The sequence below is a fragment of the Chryseobacterium sp. Bi04 genome, from assembly GCF_918698085.1.
Lineage (GTDB): Bacteria > Bacteroidota > Bacteroidia > Flavobacteriales > Weeksellaceae > Chryseobacterium.
Genome location: NZ_CAKKLP010000004.1, coordinates 26,174 through 47,387, shown reverse-complemented (window position 1 = coordinate 47,387; position 21,214 = coordinate 26,174). Strand labels below are relative to the sequence as shown.

General features: G+C 37.2%; 19 protein-coding genes. 9 read left to right on the top strand and 10 right to left on the bottom strand.

The genetic code is table 11. The features are described 5' to 3' along the window. Positions 1-20: 20 nt before the first annotated feature. The 7 genes from LQV47_RS08225 (at position 21) to LQV47_RS08195 (ending at position 7,707) form a co-directional block, all read left to right on the top strand. Positions 21-716, top strand: coding sequence for a hypothetical protein (locus tag LQV47_RS08225; RefSeq protein ID WP_230035756.1), 696 nt, complete (start codon positions 21-23; stop codon positions 714-716). A gap of 29 nt (positions 717-745) precedes the next feature. Further along, positions 746-1,333: an AIM24 family protein gene (locus tag LQV47_RS08220; protein WP_230035731.1), complete on the top strand. Its 588-nt coding sequence runs from the start codon at positions 746-748 to the stop codon at positions 1,331-1,333. A gap of 162 nt (positions 1,334-1,495) precedes the next feature. After that, complete coding sequence (locus tag LQV47_RS08215; RefSeq protein WP_230035727.1) at positions 1,496-3,031, top strand: hypothetical protein; 1,536 nt, start codon at positions 1,496-1,498, stop codon at positions 3,029-3,031. A 91-nt stretch (positions 3,032-3,122) separates the two neighbouring features. Beyond that, complete coding sequence (locus LQV47_RS08210; protein WP_230035726.1) at positions 3,123-4,199, top strand: serine hydrolase domain-containing protein; 1,077 nt, start codon at positions 3,123-3,125, stop codon at positions 4,197-4,199. A 187-nt stretch (positions 4,200-4,386) separates the two neighbouring features. Continuing rightward, the gene (locus tag LQV47_RS08205) at positions 4,387-5,784 is read left to right on the top strand and encodes a Gfo/Idh/MocA family oxidoreductase (protein ID WP_230035725.1); all 1,398 of its coding nucleotides are present in this window, start codon (positions 4,387-4,389) and stop codon (positions 5,782-5,784) included. Beyond that, a complete protein-coding gene (locus LQV47_RS08200) occupies positions 5,774-6,682 on the top strand; it encodes a sugar phosphate nucleotidyltransferase (RefSeq protein ID WP_230035724.1) in 909 nt (302 codons plus the stop codon). Before LQV47_RS08205 ends, LQV47_RS08200 begins: the two co-directional genes overlap by 11 nt. After that, the gene (locus LQV47_RS08195; RefSeq protein WP_230035723.1) at positions 6,673-7,707 is read left to right on the top strand and encodes an aminoglycoside phosphotransferase family protein; all 1,035 of its coding nucleotides are present in this window, start codon (positions 6,673-6,675) and stop codon (positions 7,705-7,707) included. The genes LQV47_RS08200 and LQV47_RS08195 overlap by 10 nt, the downstream gene beginning before the upstream one ends. Before the next feature lie 587 nt (positions 7,708-8,294). Here the strand turns inward: LQV47_RS08195 and LQV47_RS08190 are convergent. Next, complete coding sequence (locus tag LQV47_RS08190; RefSeq protein ID WP_230035722.1) at positions 8,295-8,786, bottom strand: DNA-deoxyinosine glycosylase; 492 nt, start codon at positions 8,784-8,786, stop codon at positions 8,295-8,297. 98 nt (positions 8,787-8,884) lie between these two features. Beyond that, a complete protein-coding gene (locus tag LQV47_RS08185; RefSeq protein ID WP_230035719.1) occupies positions 8,885-10,879 on the bottom strand; it encodes a S9 family peptidase in 1,995 nt (664 codons plus the stop codon). 207 nt (positions 10,880-11,086) lie between these two features. Between LQV47_RS08185 and LQV47_RS08180 the strand changes: the two genes are divergently transcribed. Continuing rightward, positions 11,087-11,950, top strand: coding sequence for a chitobiase/beta-hexosaminidase C-terminal domain-containing protein (locus LQV47_RS08180; RefSeq protein ID WP_230035718.1), 864 nt, complete (start codon positions 11,087-11,089; stop codon positions 11,948-11,950). A 49-nt stretch (positions 11,951-11,999) separates the two neighbouring features. Here LQV47_RS08180 and LQV47_RS08175 read toward each other — a convergent pair whose 3' ends face one another. Together LQV47_RS08175 and LQV47_RS08170 are read right to left on the bottom strand one after the other, a co-directional pair. Next, the gene (locus tag LQV47_RS08175; protein ID WP_230035717.1) at positions 12,000-12,344 is read right to left on the bottom strand and encodes a phage holin family protein; all 345 of its coding nucleotides are present in this window, start codon (positions 12,342-12,344) and stop codon (positions 12,000-12,002) included. A 118-nt stretch (positions 12,345-12,462) separates the two neighbouring features. After that, positions 12,463-12,885 (bottom strand): PaaI family thioesterase, encoded by a 423-nt coding sequence (locus tag LQV47_RS08170; protein ID WP_230035715.1) that lies wholly within the window; start codon positions 12,883-12,885, stop codon positions 12,463-12,465. Between the two features lie 207 nt (positions 12,886-13,092). Here LQV47_RS08170 and LQV47_RS08165 point away from each other — a divergent pair, with 207 nt between their 5' ends. Further along, positions 13,093-13,515: a hypothetical protein gene (locus LQV47_RS08165; protein WP_230035713.1), complete on the top strand. Its 423-nt coding sequence runs from the start codon at positions 13,093-13,095 to the stop codon at positions 13,513-13,515. Positions 13,516-14,130: 615 nt separating this feature from the next. Here LQV47_RS08165 and LQV47_RS08160 read toward each other — a convergent pair. The 6 genes from LQV47_RS08160 to LQV47_RS08135 all read right to left on the bottom strand — a co-directional run bounded on the left by LQV47_RS08160 (position 14,131) and on the right by LQV47_RS08135 (position 21,168). Next, positions 14,131-16,254 (bottom strand): type IA DNA topoisomerase, encoded by a 2,124-nt coding sequence (locus tag LQV47_RS08160; RefSeq protein WP_230035711.1) that lies wholly within the window; start codon positions 16,252-16,254, stop codon positions 14,131-14,133. 215 nt (positions 16,255-16,469) lie between these two features. Next, positions 16,470-17,213 carry a M17 family peptidase N-terminal domain-containing protein gene (locus LQV47_RS08155; RefSeq protein WP_230035709.1) on the bottom strand — a complete coding sequence of 248 codons (744 nt, stop codon included), beginning with the start codon at positions 17,211-17,213 and terminating at the stop codon, positions 16,470-16,472. Positions 17,214-17,275: 62 nt separating this feature from the next. Beyond that, on the bottom strand, positions 17,276-18,151 hold the full coding sequence (locus LQV47_RS08150) for a pirin family protein (RefSeq protein ID WP_230035707.1): 876 nt from the start codon (positions 18,149-18,151) through the stop codon (positions 17,276-17,278). Between the two features lie 316 nt (positions 18,152-18,467). Next, complete coding sequence (locus LQV47_RS08145) at positions 18,468-19,052, bottom strand: Crp/Fnr family transcriptional regulator (RefSeq protein WP_230035706.1); 585 nt, start codon at positions 19,050-19,052, stop codon at positions 18,468-18,470. Between the two features lie 10 nt (positions 19,053-19,062). Next, positions 19,063-19,374 carry a hypothetical protein gene (locus LQV47_RS08140; protein WP_230035704.1) on the bottom strand — a complete coding sequence of 104 codons (312 nt, stop codon included), beginning with the start codon at positions 19,372-19,374 and terminating at the stop codon, positions 19,063-19,065. Positions 19,375-19,557: 183 nt separating this feature from the next. Beyond that, positions 19,558-21,168, bottom strand: coding sequence for a Na+/H+ antiporter (locus LQV47_RS08135; RefSeq protein WP_230035702.1), 1,611 nt, complete (start codon positions 21,166-21,168; stop codon positions 19,558-19,560). Positions 21,169-21,214 lie beyond the last annotated feature (46 nt).

The window sequence follows — 21,214 nt, the reverse complement described above, 5'->3', positions numbered from 1 at the left end:
TCGCCAGTAAAAAATTACCGATGGAAACAGTAAGTAAAATTTATTTTCTTAACAGCCCCTACCCTAACGGGCATCAAATTATTGCATTCAATTGGAGTGGCAGAATAGATGAAGATGAATCGGTATGGTTTGATTTTCATTTAAAAACAGAAAAGTATTATGCGGATGATCAAAATGAAGATATTGAAGAAGAGGAAACTTTATCCAACTGGGATTCCAAAATAGTATGGGGTAATTACCATGCCTGTATTTTATCGTCAACCTACTGGGGCGATCAGGGCGGAATAAGAATAGACAAGCCAGGGGAAAAAGTGGATTTTGACTCTGTCACTAAGAGTGAACTGCACAGCAATGACCTGCCTTCTTACCGTGATTTTGAAGAAGAAGATCTTGCCTTTAACATCTATTTACTGGGACATGACAGCTGTGCCGGCCACAAAATAAAATTTTCAAAAAATGATAATCACCGCTACACTATTGAATGGACCGGCAAAATAGCGCTGACATATTCTGGTGATGATGAATTTTCACATGATTTTAAAGCACATATTCGAGGTGCAGCATTTGACGGGTTTCATTATCCCAAAAACTGGTCTGTAGAAAAAGCTACAGAAGTATTCAAAACCAAACTTGCAGATTTCGAAAACTATGAGTTTGTGGATTTAAATCCTAAAAGCAATAAAAGAGAATTTAAGGTATGCAGAATCAACAAGTAATATAGAAAACAAATCAAAAAATTATAATTATGAGCAAATATTCAATAGAAGCCTTTATTAATGAAACAAAAGAAAATCCACAACAAAGAGACTATTTTGAACTGGAAACCAAACACCTTTTAGAAATCAATCTTAATAACCAGGCTGTATGGACCAAAAGAGGAAGTATGGTAAGCTATGTAGGCAATATCAATTTCGAAAGACAGGGCATGCTGGCCGGAGGTATAGGTAATCTTTTAAAGAAAGCCATTAGTGGCGAAGGTGCCAGGCTGATGAAAGCTGAAGGAACAGGCAAGCTGTATGTAGCAGATTCGGGGAAGAAAGTCCGTATTCTGTATTTAAATAATGAAGCTGTATGTGTGAATGGCAATGATATTTTAGCGCATGAGCAAAGTGTAAAGAGCGATATAACCATGCTTAAAAGTGTAGCAGGGATGATGTCGGGAGGCCTTTTCCAGGCCAGACTTTCGGGAACAGGTCATATTGCTATCACTACGCATGGGGATCCTTTGACTTTATTGGTTACTCCCGACACTCCTGTTTTTACAGATCCTAACGCTACTGTGGCTTGGTCCGGAAACCTCAAGCCCGGAACTGAAAACAAATGTTTCTTTTAAAAGTCTTATCGGAAGAGGAAGCGGTGAGGAATTTCAAATGAAGTTTTCAGGAAACGGATGGGTGCTGATCCAACCTTATGAAGAAGTGTATCTTACGGAAAAATAAAGCTCTTTAACCTTGGGCAATTTTTGTACTTTCGTATCAGTTAAAAACAAAAGCAGATGAATAACCTGATCAAGTTAGTTTTTGTACTGGTTATATTTCCTTCTACAATTATTGCCCAAGCATCAAAGGAAAATTACGCATATCATATCGACCTTCTTCATCTATCGAATGATGAAGTCAAAGTTTCTTTTACGCCACCCAAAAATAACCTTAAACAAGGGAAGTTTATTATTCCCAAACTGGTTCCCGGGTTTTATCAGGCCATGAATTTCGGTCAGTATGTTTCTAATCTTGTGGCTACTGATAAAAAAGGAAAAAAAATACCTGTCGAGCGTCTGGATCAAAACAGCTGGATGGTACATGACCTTAAGCATGTCAACAAAATATCATATCAGGTAGCCGATGGATGGGATTCTTTAGAAAAAGATACCCATGGAGCTAAATCTGCGGGCAGTACATTTAGTAAAGACAGTGTTTTTGTCATCAATTATAATTCTTTGGTGGGATATTTTGAGGAAATGAAAGATATTCCCTATCAAATTAATATTACAAAAAATAAAGATTTTTACGCCTCTTCTGCGCTGGATTACAAACAAAAAGATAAAAATACAGATGTCGTATGGGCCAAAGATTACCGCCAGCTGGTGGACTCCCCTGTTTTATACTGTGTTCCTGATACCACCTGGCTGAAAATAGGGCATACTGAAGTTCTTGTTTCATTTTATAATAAGAAAGAAAGGCATTATTCAAAAAAAATAGCTCTTGAGATAGAGAACATTTTGAAAAACCAGCAAGCTTATCTGGGAGGATCATTACCGGTAAACAAATATGCCTTTTTGATTTACTATGAACCTTCAAATGAAAGCGGATTCATGGGAGATGGGCTGGAGCATTCTCAATCGACAGTCTGCCTGTACCGGTCTGGGAATATGAAGTTTCTTCCCAATGCTCTAAACAGGGTCGCTTCTCATGAATTCTTTCATATTATTACTCCTCTCAACATTCATTCAGGAGAAATTCAGCATTACGATTTTCTACATCCTTCTCTATCCAAACATCTGTGGCTATATGAGGGAATGACGGAATATGCAACCATCCATATGCCTATAAAACAAAAAATGATTGGCCTGGAGGATTTTGAAAAAACCCTGGAAGAAAAGATAAAGGGTATGAAAGAGTTTGACAACAAGCTGTCTTTCACGGAGATCAGTAAGAATGCCATGGAAAGACAAGACCAATATATGAATTTTTATCAAAAAGGACCATTACTGGGCATGTGTCTGGATATCAGATTACGGGAGCTTTCCGGAGGAAAAATGGGAACTCAGGATCTAATGTTACAGCTGATGAAAAAATACGGTGAAGGCAAATATTTTAATGATGATGACCTGTTTGATGAAATTACAAAAATGACTTTCCCGGAAATACATACATTTTTCAGGGATTTTATTGAAGGTACCCAACCCGTTCCTTTGAAAGAATATCTGGGAAAAGTTGGTTTTACATATGATGAAACTACCGGAAAAGTAAGTCTTTCCTCTAATCTCAATGCAAAACAGTTAGCGTTAAGGAAAGCATGGATAGATCAGTAAACATTCAATATAATAATATGGGTTATAATACGTAAATAATTGATTACTTTTAACGTAAGTAATTCAGTACTAAACTAAAAATATATTCCCCATGAAAAAAATACTGTCAGGAATGCTGCTGATGATGATTCATCTGGCCTATCCTCAGATACAGAAAGTTGAGCAGGTCATTGACTCCTGCGTGCAGAAAGATAATTTCAATGGGAGTGTATTGGTTGCTAAAGGTGGCAGGATTGAATTACTTACCTACAAAGGTTTATCAGACAGACACTATAATATTCCTTTTTCAGATGAAACCAGGTTTCATATCTTCTCGCTGACCAAAACTTTTACGGCAGCATTGATCATGCAGCTTTATGAAAGAGGAAAAATAAATTTAGACGCTCCTATTTCCACCTATTATCCCGAATATAAAGGAGAAGCGGCCCAAAAAGCAACGATAAGAAATTTGTTGACCTACAGCAGTGGTAGAGAAAACAAAGACATCAGTTCGCCTGAACTTATTCATCAGGCTTATGATAATACGATATGGGATCTGGATGATTTTATCAGTACTTTTCTCTCTGAAAAGCTGATCGATAAACCTGGCACAAAATTCAGCTATAACAATGGTGATTTTATTCTCCTTGGAAAGATTATTGAAAAAATATACCACCAACCTTTTGAAAACGTTCTTAAAGAGCAGATATTAACTCCTCTGAAAATGCAGAACACAGGATTTCTTCATCACAATGATATTATCCGGAATATTGATGATGGTTATACGGCTGATGGTGAAAATGTATTTGCTCTTCATACACCCACCAACACCTATATTGACAATTTTTATTCTGCCGGAGCCATGTATTCTACTCCCAAAGATCTCCTACTCTTTGATCAGGCCTTATTCAACCATACCTTATTTAATAAAACAACACTAAACACCATGCTTACTCCTGATAAAAAACTTGAAGATACAGCACTTGGATTTTGGGTATATCCTAAAAAATTCGGTTCTGTACATACTCTTTTTGTAGAACGTCAGGGTGAAGGCTATGGGCATAGTGCCAACTGGGTACATCTAGCCGATAAAAATGATCTTACCTTAATTATTCTGTCCAATACAAAAGACATTAAGTATTTAAATAAAATGAGAGAAAGACTGATTATGGCTTATTTTGGACAGTAAGAGGCTAGATACTAGATATCAGAGATGTACACCATAAGCTATTTTATATTCTCCCACTCTAATACTCTAATACTCTAATACTCTAATACTCTAATACTCTCCCACTCTAGTACTCTAATACTCTCCCACTCCAGTACTCTCTTCGCCGCGATTTACAAAAGTTTTAATATATTTAGAAAAAAAATAGATGGACAATAGTACTTCCCGCAGGAACTTTCTAAAAACAGCAGCTTTGGCGAGCTTTGGAGCATTGGTGGTACCCAATTCTTTATTTGCCTATTCAAATGATTTTAAAACAGATAAGAAAGTGCGTGTCGGCTTTATCGGTGTTGGGCTTCGTGGACAGGAGCATGTAAAATTACTGGCAAAACGCAGTGATGTGGAAATTGTAGCATTTGCAGATCCTGATAAAAGAATGCTTTCCGCTTCCCAGAAAATATTAAAAGACAATAATAAATCTGCTGCTCAGGAGTTTTCAAACGGGGAATATGACTATAGAAATCTTTTAAAATTAAAAACAATAGACGCTGTTGTTATTGCCACTCCATGGGAATGGCATCTTACGCAGGGTGTGGAATCTATGCGCGCCAAAAAGATTGTGGGAATGGAGGTTTCCGGAGCTATTAAGCTTGAGGACTGCTGGGAATTCGTGAAAGTATATGAGGAAACGAAGGTTCCTATTTTTATGATGGAAAATGTATGCTACCGAAGAGATATCATGGCTATTCTGAATATGGTCCGTAAAGGAATGTTTGGAGAACTGGTTCATGGAAGAGGCGGCTACCAGCATGATCTGAGAGGTGTTCTTTTCAATGACGGGGTGAACCCATATAATTCCGGAGCTGAATTTGGTGATAAAGGTTTCAGTGAAGCAAAATGGAGAACTGAACATTATGTAAAACGTAATGGAGAACTGTATCCTACTCATGGATTAGGTCCGGTTGCCATGATGATGGATATCAACCGTGGAAACCGTTTAACAAGGCTTTCTTCATTCTCCTCAAAATCTGTAGGACTGCATAAATATATCGTAGAACATGCTAAAGGTGGAGAAAATCATCCGAATGCCAAGGTAAAATTCAATCAGGGTGATATCGTCACTACCCAAATTGCCTGTGCGAATGGTGAAACAATACTGTTAACCCACGATACCAGCTTGCAGAGGCCTTACGACCTTGGATTCCGTGTACAGGGAACTGAAGGATTGTGGCAGGATTTCGGATGGGGAGATTTTAATCAGGGAAATATTTATTTTGAAAAAACAATGAACCACAGCCACCGTTGGGAAAATACGGAAAAATGGATGAAAGAATTTGATCATCCGATGTGGAAAAGGTTTGAAAATACAGCAGCAGGTGCAGGACATGGCGGAATGGATTTCTTTGTGATGAATACGTTTATTGAATGCATCAAACGGAATATAGAATTTCCAATGGACGTTTATGATCTTGCTTTATGGTACTCCATTACGCCGCTTAGTGAAGAGTCTATTGCCAAGGGCGGCCAGGTTGTTGAGATTCCTGATTTCACCAATGGTAAATGGAAGACCCGTAAACCTGTATTTGGAATGACCGATGAATTCTAAAAAATCATTACTTATATTGGCCGGCGGATTAGGCAGCCGTTATAAAGGTCTCAAGCAAGTGGATGGAATACTCGATAACGGCTCTCCGATTTTGGAGTATTCTATCTATGATGCTCTTGAGGCTGGCTTCCGTAAAATAGTGATTATCGTTAACAGATTAGTTCCCAAAAGTTATATTGACCGCCTTAATGCTCTATCCCAAGCAAAAGGGTTTGAGCTGCATTGGGTATATCAGGAAATGGATCGTATTCCTGTTCCTGATTTTGATTACTCAGAACGGCAGAAGCCCTGGGGAACCGCTCATGCTGTTCTTTGCGCAAAAGATGTGATACATGAACCTTTTGTAATGATCAATGCAGATGATTTTTACGGAAAAGAAGCTTATCATCTGGCAGCTGACGAAATTGAACTTCATCATATTTCAGCAGTACAGCTGGCTATGGCAGCTTATCCGGTAAGTACTACATTAAGCGGGAACGGAACTGTTGCCAGGGGAATCTGTACTTTAGATCCGGACAGTTTCCTTGTCAAGGTAGAAGAACAGACGTCTATTCAAAAGGTGAATGATTCAATTATTTATACAGAAAATGGGCAGTCTATAGAAATAGCTCTTGATACCTTAGTATCCATGAACTTTTTCATTTTCCATCCCGGTATTTTTGGTACCCTGGAAACTTACTTTTATGATTTTATAAAATCAGACCCGATGCGTAATCAGGAATTTTATATTCCTTCCGCCATACAGAGAATGATGGATGAAAAAAAGGTAAAAGTAAAAGTGAAAATCTCACCTTCCCAATGGATGGGAGTTACTTACGCAGACGACAAGAAGAGCATTAAAGATTTTCTGACCTCAGAAATTCAAAAAAACAGATACCCGGAAGATTTATGGAACTAAACAGCATTGTGAATCAGTTTATTGGCACCAATAGTTATAACATTTCCCCCATTACGGATGGACTGATCAATACGACCTATCTTTTAGAAGATAAAAATCAACAGAAAAAGTTTATCCTGCAAAAGATTAATCGTGCCGTTTTCAAACAGCCGGAGATTATCATCAATAACCATATTGTTGTCAATCAACGTTTAGAAAATGGAAATTATCCTCTGCAGCTTATAAAGCCCATTCCATCTTTAACGGGAAGTTTTATCGTCTATGATGAAAATATGGATTCATGGAGGTTATCCAGTTTTATAGAAAATGCAAAAACCCTTTTTAAAATTCATGATCAAGCCTCTGCCTATGAATCTGCAAAAGCAATAGGATGTTTTCTTAATGCCATTAATACAGGAGATATTCCGGATATCCAGTCCCCAATTCCTGATTTCATCAATTTTGAAAAAAGAATTTCAGATTACAGGGATTCATTACATGCTGCCGATGTAGCCCTTATAGAAAACGCTTCTCCTGAGATTGAAGAAATTAACGATTTGCTGTTCTTACCTCAATACTGGATTGAAATGGAAAGAAATAATGATCTCCCCCGCCGAATCATACACGGAGATCCTAATGTCAGAAATATTCTTTTTAATACCGATTTCAGTCCTTTAGCGGTTATTGATCTGGATACCATCATGATTTCTACCTTATTGTATGATTTCGGAGATATCGCAAGGTCTTACACCAATACAACCAATGAAGATGACGGAAGTGCTATAAAAAACTTTAGTCCATCCATATACAGGGCTGTAAAAGATGGATTTCTGCTTCATTTAAAAGAAAAGCTGGTATTCAAAGAACTTGAGTATCTTGATTATGCAGCCCAGGTGGTAATCTATATTCAGGCAGTTCGTTTTCTGACAGATTATCTGAATGGAAGCACATATTATTCGATACAATATCCTGAGCATAATCTCAACAGGACACGCAATCAGCTGAAACTGTTAAAAGGATTAAGGAAATACTTGAAAGCTGATTAATTTCCCGCCTAACAGATTGATCAGATTGTTGATATAGTAAGACTGATGCTTTCTCTATTCCTAACACATATACAGTAGAAAATCAGATACTTTCATCGAAATTTTGATTAAATCAGATCTTCGGTTTGTAGTGAAAAATCGATTTACGCCATTAACCACCCCGTCAAAAATTCTTCGAATTTTCGCCACCCCTCCAGAGGAGGGGAACATTTAGTCTTCAATTGGTATATTTGACCATTTGATTTCAAATTCCCATGAAGTTAAAAGATAATGATTGGAATTTCCATTTACCTTGTTATTCGCAGGAATCTAACTGTATATATAAGAAAATCATAGATTTTTAAAAAACTTAAATGAACTTTTCAGCAGTTTGATATTAACTTAAAAAAATCTAAAGTGTCTAAAATATTTTGTGGCTTTTGTGGTTTATCTTTTCTCACAGATTGAGTAGCTCAGGCAGATTCTTACTACGTTTAGATTCCTGCGGATGACAAAGTGTGTGCATAGACTGTGTTTAGTATTTGTCATTCCGCAGGAATCTTAATGCTGACTGTTATCTTTATGATTCAATTTTAAGTATTGAATCATCAATCCAGAAATTCCAGGATCTTCTTCCACTCTTCATATTTCTTTTCAAAGGAAACGGTATGAAGCGGACTTGTAGAAGGTAATAAAAAGACTGGAAGTCTATAGTTTTTTCCTAGAAGTTTCTGTAGGTTTTTATAAGACTTTCCTCCGTTGCAGAAAACAGCTCTGATGTTAGGGTGTTCTTCCAACAGCTCAGCAATTTGATTGGCCTCTTCGTTTTTAATCTCAGAATCCAGGCTTCCTTTTCTTTCACAAGAATCAATAACATCCCAGAGGGCAATATGGTATTTCTTTAAAATATTGATTCTTTCCGTGTAATCTTCTGTAAATTCTTCATTCAGCAATTCAAAAATAATCTTCCAGAATTTGTTTTGTGGATGAGCGTAGTATTGCTGCTTTTCCAGTGATTTCACTCCCGGAATAGAACCTAAAATTAAAATTTCAGACTGTGTATCGATAAGTGGTAAAAATGAAGAAATACGGTTTTGCATGCTCAAATATATAAATTTTGTCTAAAGCCATTAGAACTTTTTGACCATAAAAAAACGGGCCAAAGCCCGTTTGTATTGATCTATAATTGTTATTACTTTTATAATGTTTCTTTCAACCAATCGAAGAATTCCCTCTGCCATACCAATCCGTTTTGTGGATGAAGTACCCAGTGATTTTCATTTGGAAAATAAACAAGTTTAGATTTCAGTCCTCTTAATTTTGCAGCCTGGAAAGCTTCCTGCCCTTGTTCATAAGGTACACGGAAATCAATTCCTCCCTGAACAATCATGATTGGCTTATTCCATTTTTCCACAAAATTGCTTGGATTGAATTCTGTATAGGCTTTTGGAAGTGGCTTTTCCCATGGAGAGCCGATATCCCAGTTCGCAAACCAAAGTTCCTCAGTGGTCAGGTACCATGATTTCATATCAAATAATCCATCGTGGGCGATGAACGTTTTGAATCTGTTTTCGTGTATTCCTGCCAGCATAAATACGCTGTATCCACCATAACTTGCTCCTACAGCAGCTACTCTGTCTCCATCTACGTACGGTAATGTTTTTGCGTAATCAGTGGCTGCCAGATAATCTCTCATGGGCTGTCCACCCCAATCTTTAGAGATCTCCTCATTCCATTTTGTTCCCCATCCCGGCATTCCTCTTCTGTTGGGAGCCACTACGATATAGTCATTGGCAGTCATTAAAGCAAAGTTCCATCTTACGCTGAAGTACTGTGTCAATGCAGACTGTGGACCACCCTGGCAATATACCAGCGTTGGATATTTTTTATTAGGATCAAAATTTGGTGGATAATGGAACCATACCCCCATTTCTTTACCATCCGAAGTTTTTACCATTTTAAGTTCAGATTTACCCTGAGCCAACTTAGCATAAGCCCCTTTATTAGCTTCAGTTACCTGCTTCATTTCTCCGTTTTTAAGATTTACTGAGAAAATTTCTGTGGCATGGTTTACATCTGTTCTTCCTACTAAAAGTGACGTTTTATTATCTGTAAAGATTTCATTAACATCAAAATCTCCTCTGGTAATCTGCTGTACTTTTGCAGATTTTGAATCCAGTGAGAAAAGCTGTTTTGTTCCTCTGTAAGCTGCCGTAAAGTAAACTGTTTTTGAATCGGCTCCCCAAAGCACATCTCCCGATACGCTGTCGTCCCAACCTGCAGTAAGATTCGTAGTCTTACCAGATTTCCAATCCATGATCTTTACATCATTTTTATCTGCTTCATAGCCATCTCTGGCCATACTCTGCCAGATCAATGATCTTCCATCCGGGCTGAATTTGGGATTAAGATCATATCCTTTATTAGATTCTGTAAGGTTCTTGGTAGTTCCTGAAGCTAAATCGTAAGCAAAAATATCTGTATTAGTACTTGTTGCATATTCTTTACCGCTTTTAGGTTTGGTAACGTATAAAAGCTGTGCAGAATCCGGGCTCCAGATAAAATCTTCAGCACCTCCGAAAGGTCTCTGAGGAGAATCCCAGGTTTTCCCTTCTAAAAGATCTTTAGCAGCATCTACTTTATCGGAAGTATTGACAACAAATACGTGGTTGTATTTCCCTTCATTAAAATAATCCCAATGCCTGTGGTTCAGGTCTGTGTATACCTGAGCTGTTGTTTTAGGAGTATCACTGTATTTATCTTTACCCATCAATTTTTCAACCAAAACCTGTTTGCTGAAAGCGATTCTTTTACCGTCAGGAGAAATAACAATGTTATCTGCCTCACCTATGGTATAGAATTCTGTCCAGGTTTTTCCGGCATCTTTTGAAAGATAGATGATATCACCTTCCTGTGCATAGATTCCATTTTTATCCCACTGAATCAGGGCTTTTTTACCGAAATCTATTTTTGAAGACTGATTATTAAGAACATTTAGAAAATAATTCTCATTTTTTGTTTTCTCTGTTTTCAGATCTACCTGTCCTACTTTATAAATAAGGGAAGCTTGATCCGGTGAAACGGCCTGTACTCCTACTTTTTTCAAAGTCCAAAGAATTTCAGGCGTCATTAGTTGTTGTGCATTCATTAAAAGCGGAGCTGCCAGAGCCAGCAGGCTGTACTTAAGTTTCATATGTTAGTATTCATTTTTTACAGATTCATAAAACCAGATAAGGCTCATAGAGTCCTTTTATTAGATTCAAAGATTGCCAAAGTTAATATTTAAAATAAAAACGGACGAAAGAATTAACATTTAAGTTTTACGATATTGAAAATAAATAGTTAATATGCAAATGAATTTTTATTAATTTTATAAAAACTAAACTAATATCCATTTTACATGAAAAAATTTCTCCTTTTTTCTGCACTCTTTGTGTCTTCTTTCTTTTTTTCACAGTTAACGATAAGCCCTTTTCCCAATCATTATTATAACGCTTATCAGGCAACTATTTCAGGAAACGGAACTATTTATTATACTACTGATGGAAGCACACCTACATTAAGTTCTGGTTCAGCAGTCAATAATGTACAGATTCCCATTGATCAGAATAAAGAAATCAAAGCATTTCTTGTTGATGGCCAGGGAAGTTTATCAGCTGTCATCAGTAAAAAATATTATACAGGAAGTATTCCTACGGCTAATATTTACTTTAAAATTCCTTCTACATGGACCGGAAGCTGTGTAATGATTGATATGGTGAATCCTAATTCTATTGACGGATTTGCGATGGATACCTTCTGGCCAGGGATCGTAATGCAGCCCGCAGGATGTGAATCCTGGTATAAGGCTGCCAGAAATTTTGAAAGTGCCAATGTACGTTTTAACAATTGTACCCTCTTTGAAAATATTCCTTCAACTATCAGTACAAATTTGATTCCTATGGAAAGTACTTTGTATTATGATTTTACTGACGGGATCATAACAACTCCACCCTCATGTTTATTTTTAGCGACTCATGAAACGCAGCAAAAAAACAGCAATGTTTTAATTAAAGTTTACCCGAATCCTGTTTCAGATATTTTAAAAGTAAATACTGACAGGAATTTTCAGGAATACGAGATTCTAGATGTGAATGGAAGAGTGATTGTAAAAGACCAGTTTGTAAAAGAAATTTCTATTCATCAACTTATTTCAGGAAATTATTTTCTAAAACTGAAAGATTCAAAGGGAAATTTAGTATTGTTGAAGTTCATTAAAAAATAAAAAAATCCGCTTGTTGAGCGGATTTATATTTTGATCTGTATGTTTTTAATTACTCTCCATCTGAGAACATTGAACTTGCCAAAGAAGTGACAATGGACAATAGAATGCTAAATATAAATGCCCACCAGAAACCATCTACCACCATACTGTCTATAAAATAATCTGCAAGCATAATAATTGCCGCATTAATTACCAAGGCAAAGAAACCTAGTGTAATAATGGTAAGGGGAAGTCCGAAAAGGCTTAAAATAGGTTTAACAAAAATGTTTAAAACTCCCAATACAATGGCAAAGATGATTGCCGTTGAAAATCCTTCAAACTGTACTCCCGGTAAAACTTTTGTTAAAAGATACGCAACTATCGCCGTAATAAATAATCGGATAATTAAGTTCATATTATTATTTTTTAATGTTTATGGGGGATATTGAGCAAAAGCCATTCCATTTCGGTAAAAAAAATTCAATAAAACCCTTTGTTTAAAGATATTTTAGCCTTTCACCATCCTGAAGCTTTTATTTTATTTTCATCATGGTCACCAATGAAGTCGCCACATGACTTTCTGAATCTGGACCTTCATTCTGAACATAAATTTCCGTTCTGATCACACTGATTTTGGTACCGCCCTTAATGACATATGATTTTGATATCAGAGCATCACCCATTGCAGGTCGTAAATAGTTCACCTTTAGCTCAACTGTCACTACGTAGCAATCCTCCTTATAATGGCTTACGGCTGCATATCCCGAAGAAACATCCACTAAAGAAGCGATCATTGCCCCATTGAACATTCCCGCTTTCCTGGTCATCATTTCCATCTTAGGGATTTTTATAGAAATAAAATCTGTTTCCACTTCCAGCAGTTCTGCCCTGTAGAATTTCAAGGTTTCCGAGCGGTTGAAGCTGTCTGTAATAAGTTTTGTTTTCTCTGGAGTCATTGCTTTTTGAATTTGAATGTAAATGTAAAGATTGATTTAAAAAGTAAAGAATTAAAAGACTAAAAATTGAGTGATAGGCCCGTATTTTTATTCGCCAACAACAAAAAGCTTGCACGCTTTAATTATTGCAGGAGTAATGCTTAATCTGTAAGCTTAGGTTTATTTTTATGATATAAAAGTTTAGCTTTGTATTAAAGGGATGATCATATGGATTTTAAAAGTTTTTTTTCGTGTCTAAGCATTCTGATGTGCTGTACTTTTCATGCCCAAACCTTATCTTTATATGGAGGTTCAGATCAAAACCAATATCTGGGATGTTTAAACTGTGATACTTTTAATAAAGATTCAGTGTGGAACACTTATGGTGATTATGGAAATGTATACAGTTCAAAATCAATCTGGAATTCTTACGGTAATTATGGAAGTTCATACAGCACTTACTCTCCCTGGAGCTCTTATGCTTCCTACCCTCCGGCTATTATCGATCAGGATGGAAATTTTTACGGATATCTTACCTTGAATACATATAAGTCTGAAAGATCCGGTCTGGAACTGGCTCAGGTGTTGTGCAAATACCATGAGGATATCAAAAAAGATATCAGTGGTTGGTATGACAGGCTGTTCAGGTAATTTTTTAATTGAGAGGGTATATTGACCACCCCGTCAAAAATTCTTTGAATTTTCGCCACCCCTCCGGTGGAGGGGAATGTGTAGTCTTCAATTGGTATATTTGAGCTTTTATTACCTGCGAAATGAAAAACACATTGTATAAAAGACTCTAAAGTATTTTTTAAACACTTTAGTTCCCTTAAGCAAGTGTAAAAATTACTGCATATGGGTAAGTTCACTTTAGAAGAAATCAGAGATTTTCATGAAGCTTATATGTACTTTTCAACAGTTTAAAGGTCACTTTTAAAAATCTTAAGTGGTTAAATTTTTTGTGACTTTTGTGGTTGATATTTCTCTCGCAGATCAAGCAGATTTTTATTATGTTTAGATTTCAGCTGAATGACACAAATACATCGTATGAAAGACTTATTTTAACACTTTAGCTCACTTAAACAAGTGTAAAATTACTGCATATGGGTAAGTTCACATTAGGAGAAAATCAGAGATTTTCATAAAACTTATATGTACTTTTCAACAGTTTAAAGGTCACTTTTAAAAATCTTAAGTGGTTAAATTTTTTGTGACTTTTGTGGTTGATATTTCTCCTGCTGATTGAGCAGATATTTTGTGTAGGTTTTAAGAAAGCAAGACATTAAAATCATTACTTAAAGTCAGGACTCCTTCTGTTAATCCTTCCGGGTGAGTATTGAAGCCTTTCAATTTTGAGCTTTTCCCTTTTAAAACCAGGTCCATCAATTGTTTATCAGACAGTTTTTTACCAAAAATTTCAAAACTAATTTTAAACCCGCAGTTTTTGAAATCGGAACAGCCAACTGCTGTTTTTCCTTTAATCAGGTTATGTTCTTTACACTTTGGACATTTTGTTTCTTCCCAGGACTGCAGTTCTTTTTTCTGTGCCGGTTCTCTTTTTTTCTTTTCCTTCACCTCTTCTTGCTCTTCCTGCAGAGTAATCACTTTTCCTTTGCCATAAACTACTTTTGCGGTAAGCTCCGTTACCATCTGGATCAGTTCTTCTTTAAAAAGATTGGCTTCATATTCACCTTTCTCAATTTTACGAAGTTTTGATTCCCATTCTCCGGTAAGTTCCGGACTTTTTAGAAGTTCATCCTCAATGGTATCAATCAGCTGAATTCCAGTTTGTGTAGCAATCAGATTTTTCCTTTTCTTTTCTATATATTTTCTTTTGAAAAGGGTTTCGATGATGTTGGCACGGGTGGATGGTCTTCCGATACCGTTATTTTTCAGAAGTTCACGAAGTTCTTCATCTTCTACCTGTTTCCCGGCGGTTTCCATTGCCCGCAGCAATGTAGCTTCGGTATAGGCTTTTGGAGGTGTCGTTTTTCCTTGGTGGATCATTGGATCGTGAGGTCCTGTTTCTCCTACAATAAATTCGGGAATGGTCTGTTCTTCTTCCTTCTCTTTTTCTTTATCGGCAGATTCTTCTTTAGGTTCTTTGGCATAGACAGCTCTCCATCCTGCTTCAAGAACTTGCCTTCCACTGGTTTTGAAAGGGATAGTTCCTACTTTTCCTTCTACCAAAGTATTGGAAATTTTACATTCCGGATAGAATACGGCAATAAAACGTTTTGCAATCAGATCATAAATCAGTTTCTCCTCCCTGCTCAGATTCTGAGAAGGCGGGATTTCCGTAGGAATGATCGCATGGTGATCAGTTACTTTGGTATCATCAAAAACTGCTTTCGATTTTGGAATCGGAGCTTCTAATAATGGAGCAATCAGGTCCTGATAAGGATACATTTTCTGAAGAATTCCTCCTATTTTCGGATATAAACTTTCGGATAGATAAGTGGTATCAACACGCGGATAGGTTACGTGCTTCTTTTCGTAAAGACTCTGGATATAATTCAGCGTGTTTTCTGCTGAATATCCATATTTTTTATTGGCCTCTACCTGAAGTCCCGTCAGGTCAAAAAGTCTTGGATTCTTTTCTTTTCCTTCTTTTATTTCGAAAGAAACGATCTCAAATGGATTTACTTTAAGATATTCCAGCCCTTTTTCAGCACGTTCCAGCGTTTTTAAACGGTCAATCGCTGCATTGAAAATAACGTCACGGTATTTAGTCTTCAGTTCCCAATATTCTTCTGTGGTAAAGGCATCGATCTCTTTCTGACGCTGAACCAGCATCGCCAATGTCGGAGTTTGCACCCTTCCTATAGAAAGAACGGCTTTGTTTCCACCAAATTTCTTAGTAAAAAGTCTTGTCGCATTGATTCCTAGCAGCCAGTCTCCTATGGCTCTTGCATTTCCGGCCAGGTAAAGGTTTTTATAATCTTCAGCAGGTTTTAAACTGGCAAAGCCTTCCTTGATAGCTTCTTCCGTTAGTGAAGAAATCCATAAACGCTGGATCGGTTTGTTGCATTTCGCCTTCTGCAATACCCAACGCTGGATCAATTCTCCCTCTTGCCCGGCATCCCCACAGTTAATGACCTCATCACATTCTTCAACCAATCTTTCGATTACTTTAAACTGGTTTTCTACGCCTTTATTCGGAATAAGCTTTATTCCAAAGCTGCTGGGAATAATAGGCAACAGAAATAAATTCCAGGATTTGTATTGCGGACCGTAGTCGTGAGGTTCTTTTAAGGTACAAAGATGTCCAAACGTCCATGTTACGCAATAGCCGTTTCCTTCCATATAACCTTGTTTAGGCGTGGTAGCACCCAATACTTTGGCGATATCTCTGGCAACACTGGGTTTCTCGGCAATACATAATTTCATGAACTCGGGTTTATTGTAGGGGTGCAAAAATCGGGATTTTTTTTGACTTTCGCTAATTTAGTTGAGAGTGGATAGCTTGGAGTTGAAAGATAGTGAAATTAAGTTCTATATTCTAAAGATTTAGAGTATAACATTATAATCGTCCTATCTATTTATGAAAAAAGCCCCCTTATCAAAAGGGGGCCGAATCAACAATATTAATGAAACTAAGTTCATTATTTCTTTTTTGCTTCAGAAATGGCATCAGCAATTCCACCGCCTGCGGTTTCAAAGAAGGCAGGACCAGCCAGCAGATATACTTTTTCTAATTTTTTTGTGGTGGAAAGTTTGTGTTCTTTCAGATAAGTTTCAGAGCGGTTCGCATGTACGATTCCTCTTACTACGTTTCCAGCTACCAAAGCAGTTGGAGAATCTATTCCTGCATCTTTCAGGTCACTGGCAAAGGCAAAATTGGTAACGCCTAACCTCATAGCTTCACGGGCTGCCACTTCTCCTACGGAAGTCATCAGGTCAGGGGTGAATTTGTTACGGTCACCCAAACCGATCAGCAATAATTTCTTTGCAGACATCGATCCCTCAGGCGGGGTAATCAAAAGGGTTTCTAAAGAATGTCCCTGAAACTGGCCTGACTTTCTAAGGTTGGTTAATTCTCCTTTTAAAGCTTCATCCAGATGAACCAATCCGTTCAATTTAGCGGGTAAAGCCTGAGCGTTAAAAATATCTCCTTCCGTATATTCGAAAATACAGGCTACCTGAAGCTGGGAATCGGCTGAAGAAGGTCCCTGTACTAATCCTATCATGGAGATTCCATCTACGATTCCCCAGTTTTTAGAAGTTCCTAAAGCAGTGGTTTTTGCAGTGGCTGTAGTAGAGATCGTTTGTGCAAAGCTTAAACCAGTTAATACCAGTAATGCGAAGACTAATGATTTATTTAGGGTATGTTTTAATATATTTTTCATATTTTTTTTGGTTACTGATTATTTTTGTTGCCGGGCAGAAGGTTCTTTTTATAATCTTTGTTTTATAAAGTCATAGGTACTTCCATCAATAGGATTTCCGTTCCTTCCCCGGTTATTTTAATATCTAAATCCTTGATATCCCACATTCCGAAACCATCTCTTTCTTCTACTGGCTGACCCTCGATTTGTGCACTTCCTTTAAGGATAAAAGCATAGACTCCGTTTCCTTTTTTCCTGATCTGATAACTGACTTTCTTATCCTTTTCAAAAGTTCCCAGATGAAACCATGCATCCTGATGAATCCATACTCCTTCATCATTGGCATCTGGGGAAAGGATCTGCTGAAATTCGTTTTGACGTTTCGTTTTATCTAATGTAATCTGGTCGTATCTTGGGACTACATTTCTTTTGTTGGGATACACCCAGATCTGGAGAAACTTCACCGGCTGATCAGTATTTCTGTTGAATTCGCTGTGCATAATTCCGGTTCCTGCACTCATCACCTGAACATCCCCGCTTTTGATTACGGCTGTATTGCCCATGCTGTCTTTATGTTCAAGATCTCCTTCCAGAGGAATACTGATGATTTCCATATTGTCATGAGGATGGGTTCCGAAACCTCTTCCCGCTTCTACTTTGTCATCATTCAAAACTCTCAGTACTCCGAAATGCATTCTTTCAGGATTATGGTAGTTGGCAAAGCTGAAAGTGTGCTGGCTTAGCAACCATCCGTGATCAGCTTTTCCCCGTGAATCTGCTTTATGGATGACAGAGTTGTCTTTAATTTTTGATTCCGTATTGGGTAAATGATTATATCCGATAGGTTCTAACGGTTCGATTTCATCAATATCATTTTTCATGGTATTTCCAAGAGAAGCTGATGCTACAAACATTCCTGTTCCCAATAATCCTTTCTTTAAAAAATCTTTTCTGTCCATATCAAGTTATTATTTGTTTGTTTTTGATAGGACAAATGTACAGCGGTGAAAAACCCTGCACATTTAACTAGTTTAATAAATGACTTTTCAGCAAAAAAAATGCCGGATACTTTTTTGTATTCGGCAGTATGATTATATTGATTGTTGGAATAAAAAGATTTTTGGAAATCGCAAAGGCGCAAAATATTTATTACGTAACATGTATTAAGGCGCAAGGATTTATCTACGATAAAATTATTGAGATACTCATTCAACATTTGTTATCAAAAAAAATCTGTGTAAATCTGTGTGATCTGCGGGTAAAAAATCTCAAAATTTATTTTTCTTTTGAAGCCAACCGTTTTCTGATGGTGCTTACAAATTCCTTCGAAACCCCTAAATAGGAAGCAATATAATATTGAGCTACCCTTTGTGGAATTGAAGGATATACTTTGATAAATTCAATATATCTGTCTGAAGCAGTCTTTGAAATGGTATTCACTAAACGGCTCTGTAAGGTCGTTAAATTCCGCTGTACCAACATCCTGAAAACTCTCTCAAACTTGGGGATTTCCTGTAATAATTTCTCTTTGGTTGCAGGATTCAACATATAAATTTCTGAGTCCTCCAGAGTTTCAATATATACTTTTGATGGTTTTTGCTCCTGAAAGGAAGCAATATCGCTGATCCACCAATCTTCAATAGCAAACAATAAGGTAACCTCAGAACCGCTATCATCCAAGCAGTACATTCTTACACATCCTTTGTGAATATATCCTTCAAACTGGCAGATTTCTCCTTCTCTTAATAAAACAGTCTTCTTGGGAAATGTCTGACAAACCAGAACATCTGTAAAAATTTTCTCTTCTTCCGGACTTATAGTGATGAACCGTTCAATATTCCTGATGATATTTTCAAACATAAATTAAAGTTTACCCTTGCAAATTAGGAAAAAGACTGTAAACTTCGTTCTTTAACAGTCCGCTTCCTCCTCCATAATGGTCAATCACTTTAACATCTTTATCTAAATAGGCACAGAATATCTTAATCTCTTTCTCAAAGTTATCGGATAATCCGGAACTTAAAAGAACGATATCTACCTTATTTTCTGTTATATAGTCATAGCTGGCATTCTCATCACTTTGAATTTCAGCTGTCCAGCCGTCGTTATTTCCTATAATCCGTTGTAAAACATCCAGAATTTCCTGATTCTTTCCGATGATTAAAAAATGTAATGTTTTCATTAAGTTTCAGTATTGATGGTTCTTATTGGTTACGAGTTGAGGGGTTGATGGTTGAGAGTTTATAGGTAAGAGCGATGTAACGTATAAAAACCGGAAAGTGGAAGAATAATAAGTAATTTTCTTTTGAAGCTATTAACTCTCAACTCTTAACTCTTAACTCTTAACTCTCAACTCTCAACTCCCCTACAAATGTTTATTCCCCGTTATTTTCAATTCATTCAAATCCAGCTGAGATTCGGCTTTTCTAATCTCATCATCACCGAATAATTTTTCACGTTTCATTTTGAATAAATCCTTTCTCTGTAATGCAATAATATCGAGCATGACCTTATGATATTCCTTCAGATCATTCTGCCTGTTGGTGCACATTTCAATAGAGCTCAGATGGTTTTGGTGGAGTTTAATATCATTTTCCAGCGCTTTTTTAAGGTTCTCTACCAGGTTATTACTGCTTACCGTAGGCTCATATTCTTTGATCAGCCTGTCAATTGCCAGTTGATCCAGTCTCATTTGAATTCCTGCCTGCTGCTCATGAGAAGGTAAAATAGGATCAATTTCCTCTATTTTAGTTAATTTAATAATCAAAGGCAGTGTAAGTCCCTGGAAAACCAACGTTACAAAAATAACGATAAACGTGATAAAAATAATCAGGTTTCTCATAGGAAACTGAGACTGCTCATTCATCATAACCGGAATGGATAAGGCTGTTGCCAGAGAAACAACTCCCCGCATTCCGGCCCAACCTATAATCAAGGGATTTTTCCATCCCGGGCTTGGGTCCAGTCGGGCTTTTTTACTCAGCCATCTCGGTAGATGGGCTACCGGGTAAATCCATAACAGGCGAACCACAATTACGATACCACTTATAATTAAACCATATTTTATACCCTCCATTAAAGAGGTTTCTCCCAGACCATTGATAATATCCGGAAGCTCAAGTCCTATTAATACGAAAACCAACGCATTCATTACAAAGATCAACGTATTCCAGACTCCTGTCATATTAATTCTTGTCGTTCCGGTTTTAAAAATCTCATGGGCACGAAATGACATAAAAAGTCCCCCGCTTACCACAGCCATCACTCCTGAAAAATGGAAATGCTCTGCGGAAAGAAATAAAATATAAGGTGTAATTACCGTAATAGCGGCATCAATTGCCGGGGTAGTAGGCAAAAACTTATGAATGGCATAAAAAATATGAGCTCCGATAATTCCTACAACAATTCCCATTCCTGCCACAAGAAAAAACTGGCCGGTGGCTTCATGCATTGAGAAAGCTCCCGTCATTACCGCAACTAAAGCAAACCTGAAAACAATCAGTGAAGAAGCATCATTGATCAGGCTTTCCCCTTCCAATATGGCAAGGGTTCGTTTAGGAACCTTTAATCCTTTTAATACAGTGGCTGCTGCAACAGCATCGGGTGGAGAAACTATACCTCCCAATAAAAAGCCTAATGCCAGGGTAAAACCGGGAATCAGAAGCTGTGAAGTATAAGCAACCACCAGAGAGGTCAGGAAAACAAGTCCAAAAGCTAACAGACTGATGGGGCGTTTCCACTTCCAGAAGTCATTCCAGGAAGTATACCATGCCGCTTCATATAAAAGCGGTGGTAAAAAGATTAAAAATATAATATCGGGATCCAGTTTTAAAACAGGTACTCCCGGAATCATGCTGATTCCTAATCCGGCAAGCACCAGAAAGATAGGGTAAGCAATCTTTATGCGCTGTGCCAGCATTACCAGCATCATAACGAGTAATAAAAGACCCAGTATTAAAAGTAGTTGTTCGTGCATCTTTTTTAGAAGATATAAGTTTTGGCTAAAGCCAATGGATTGATGA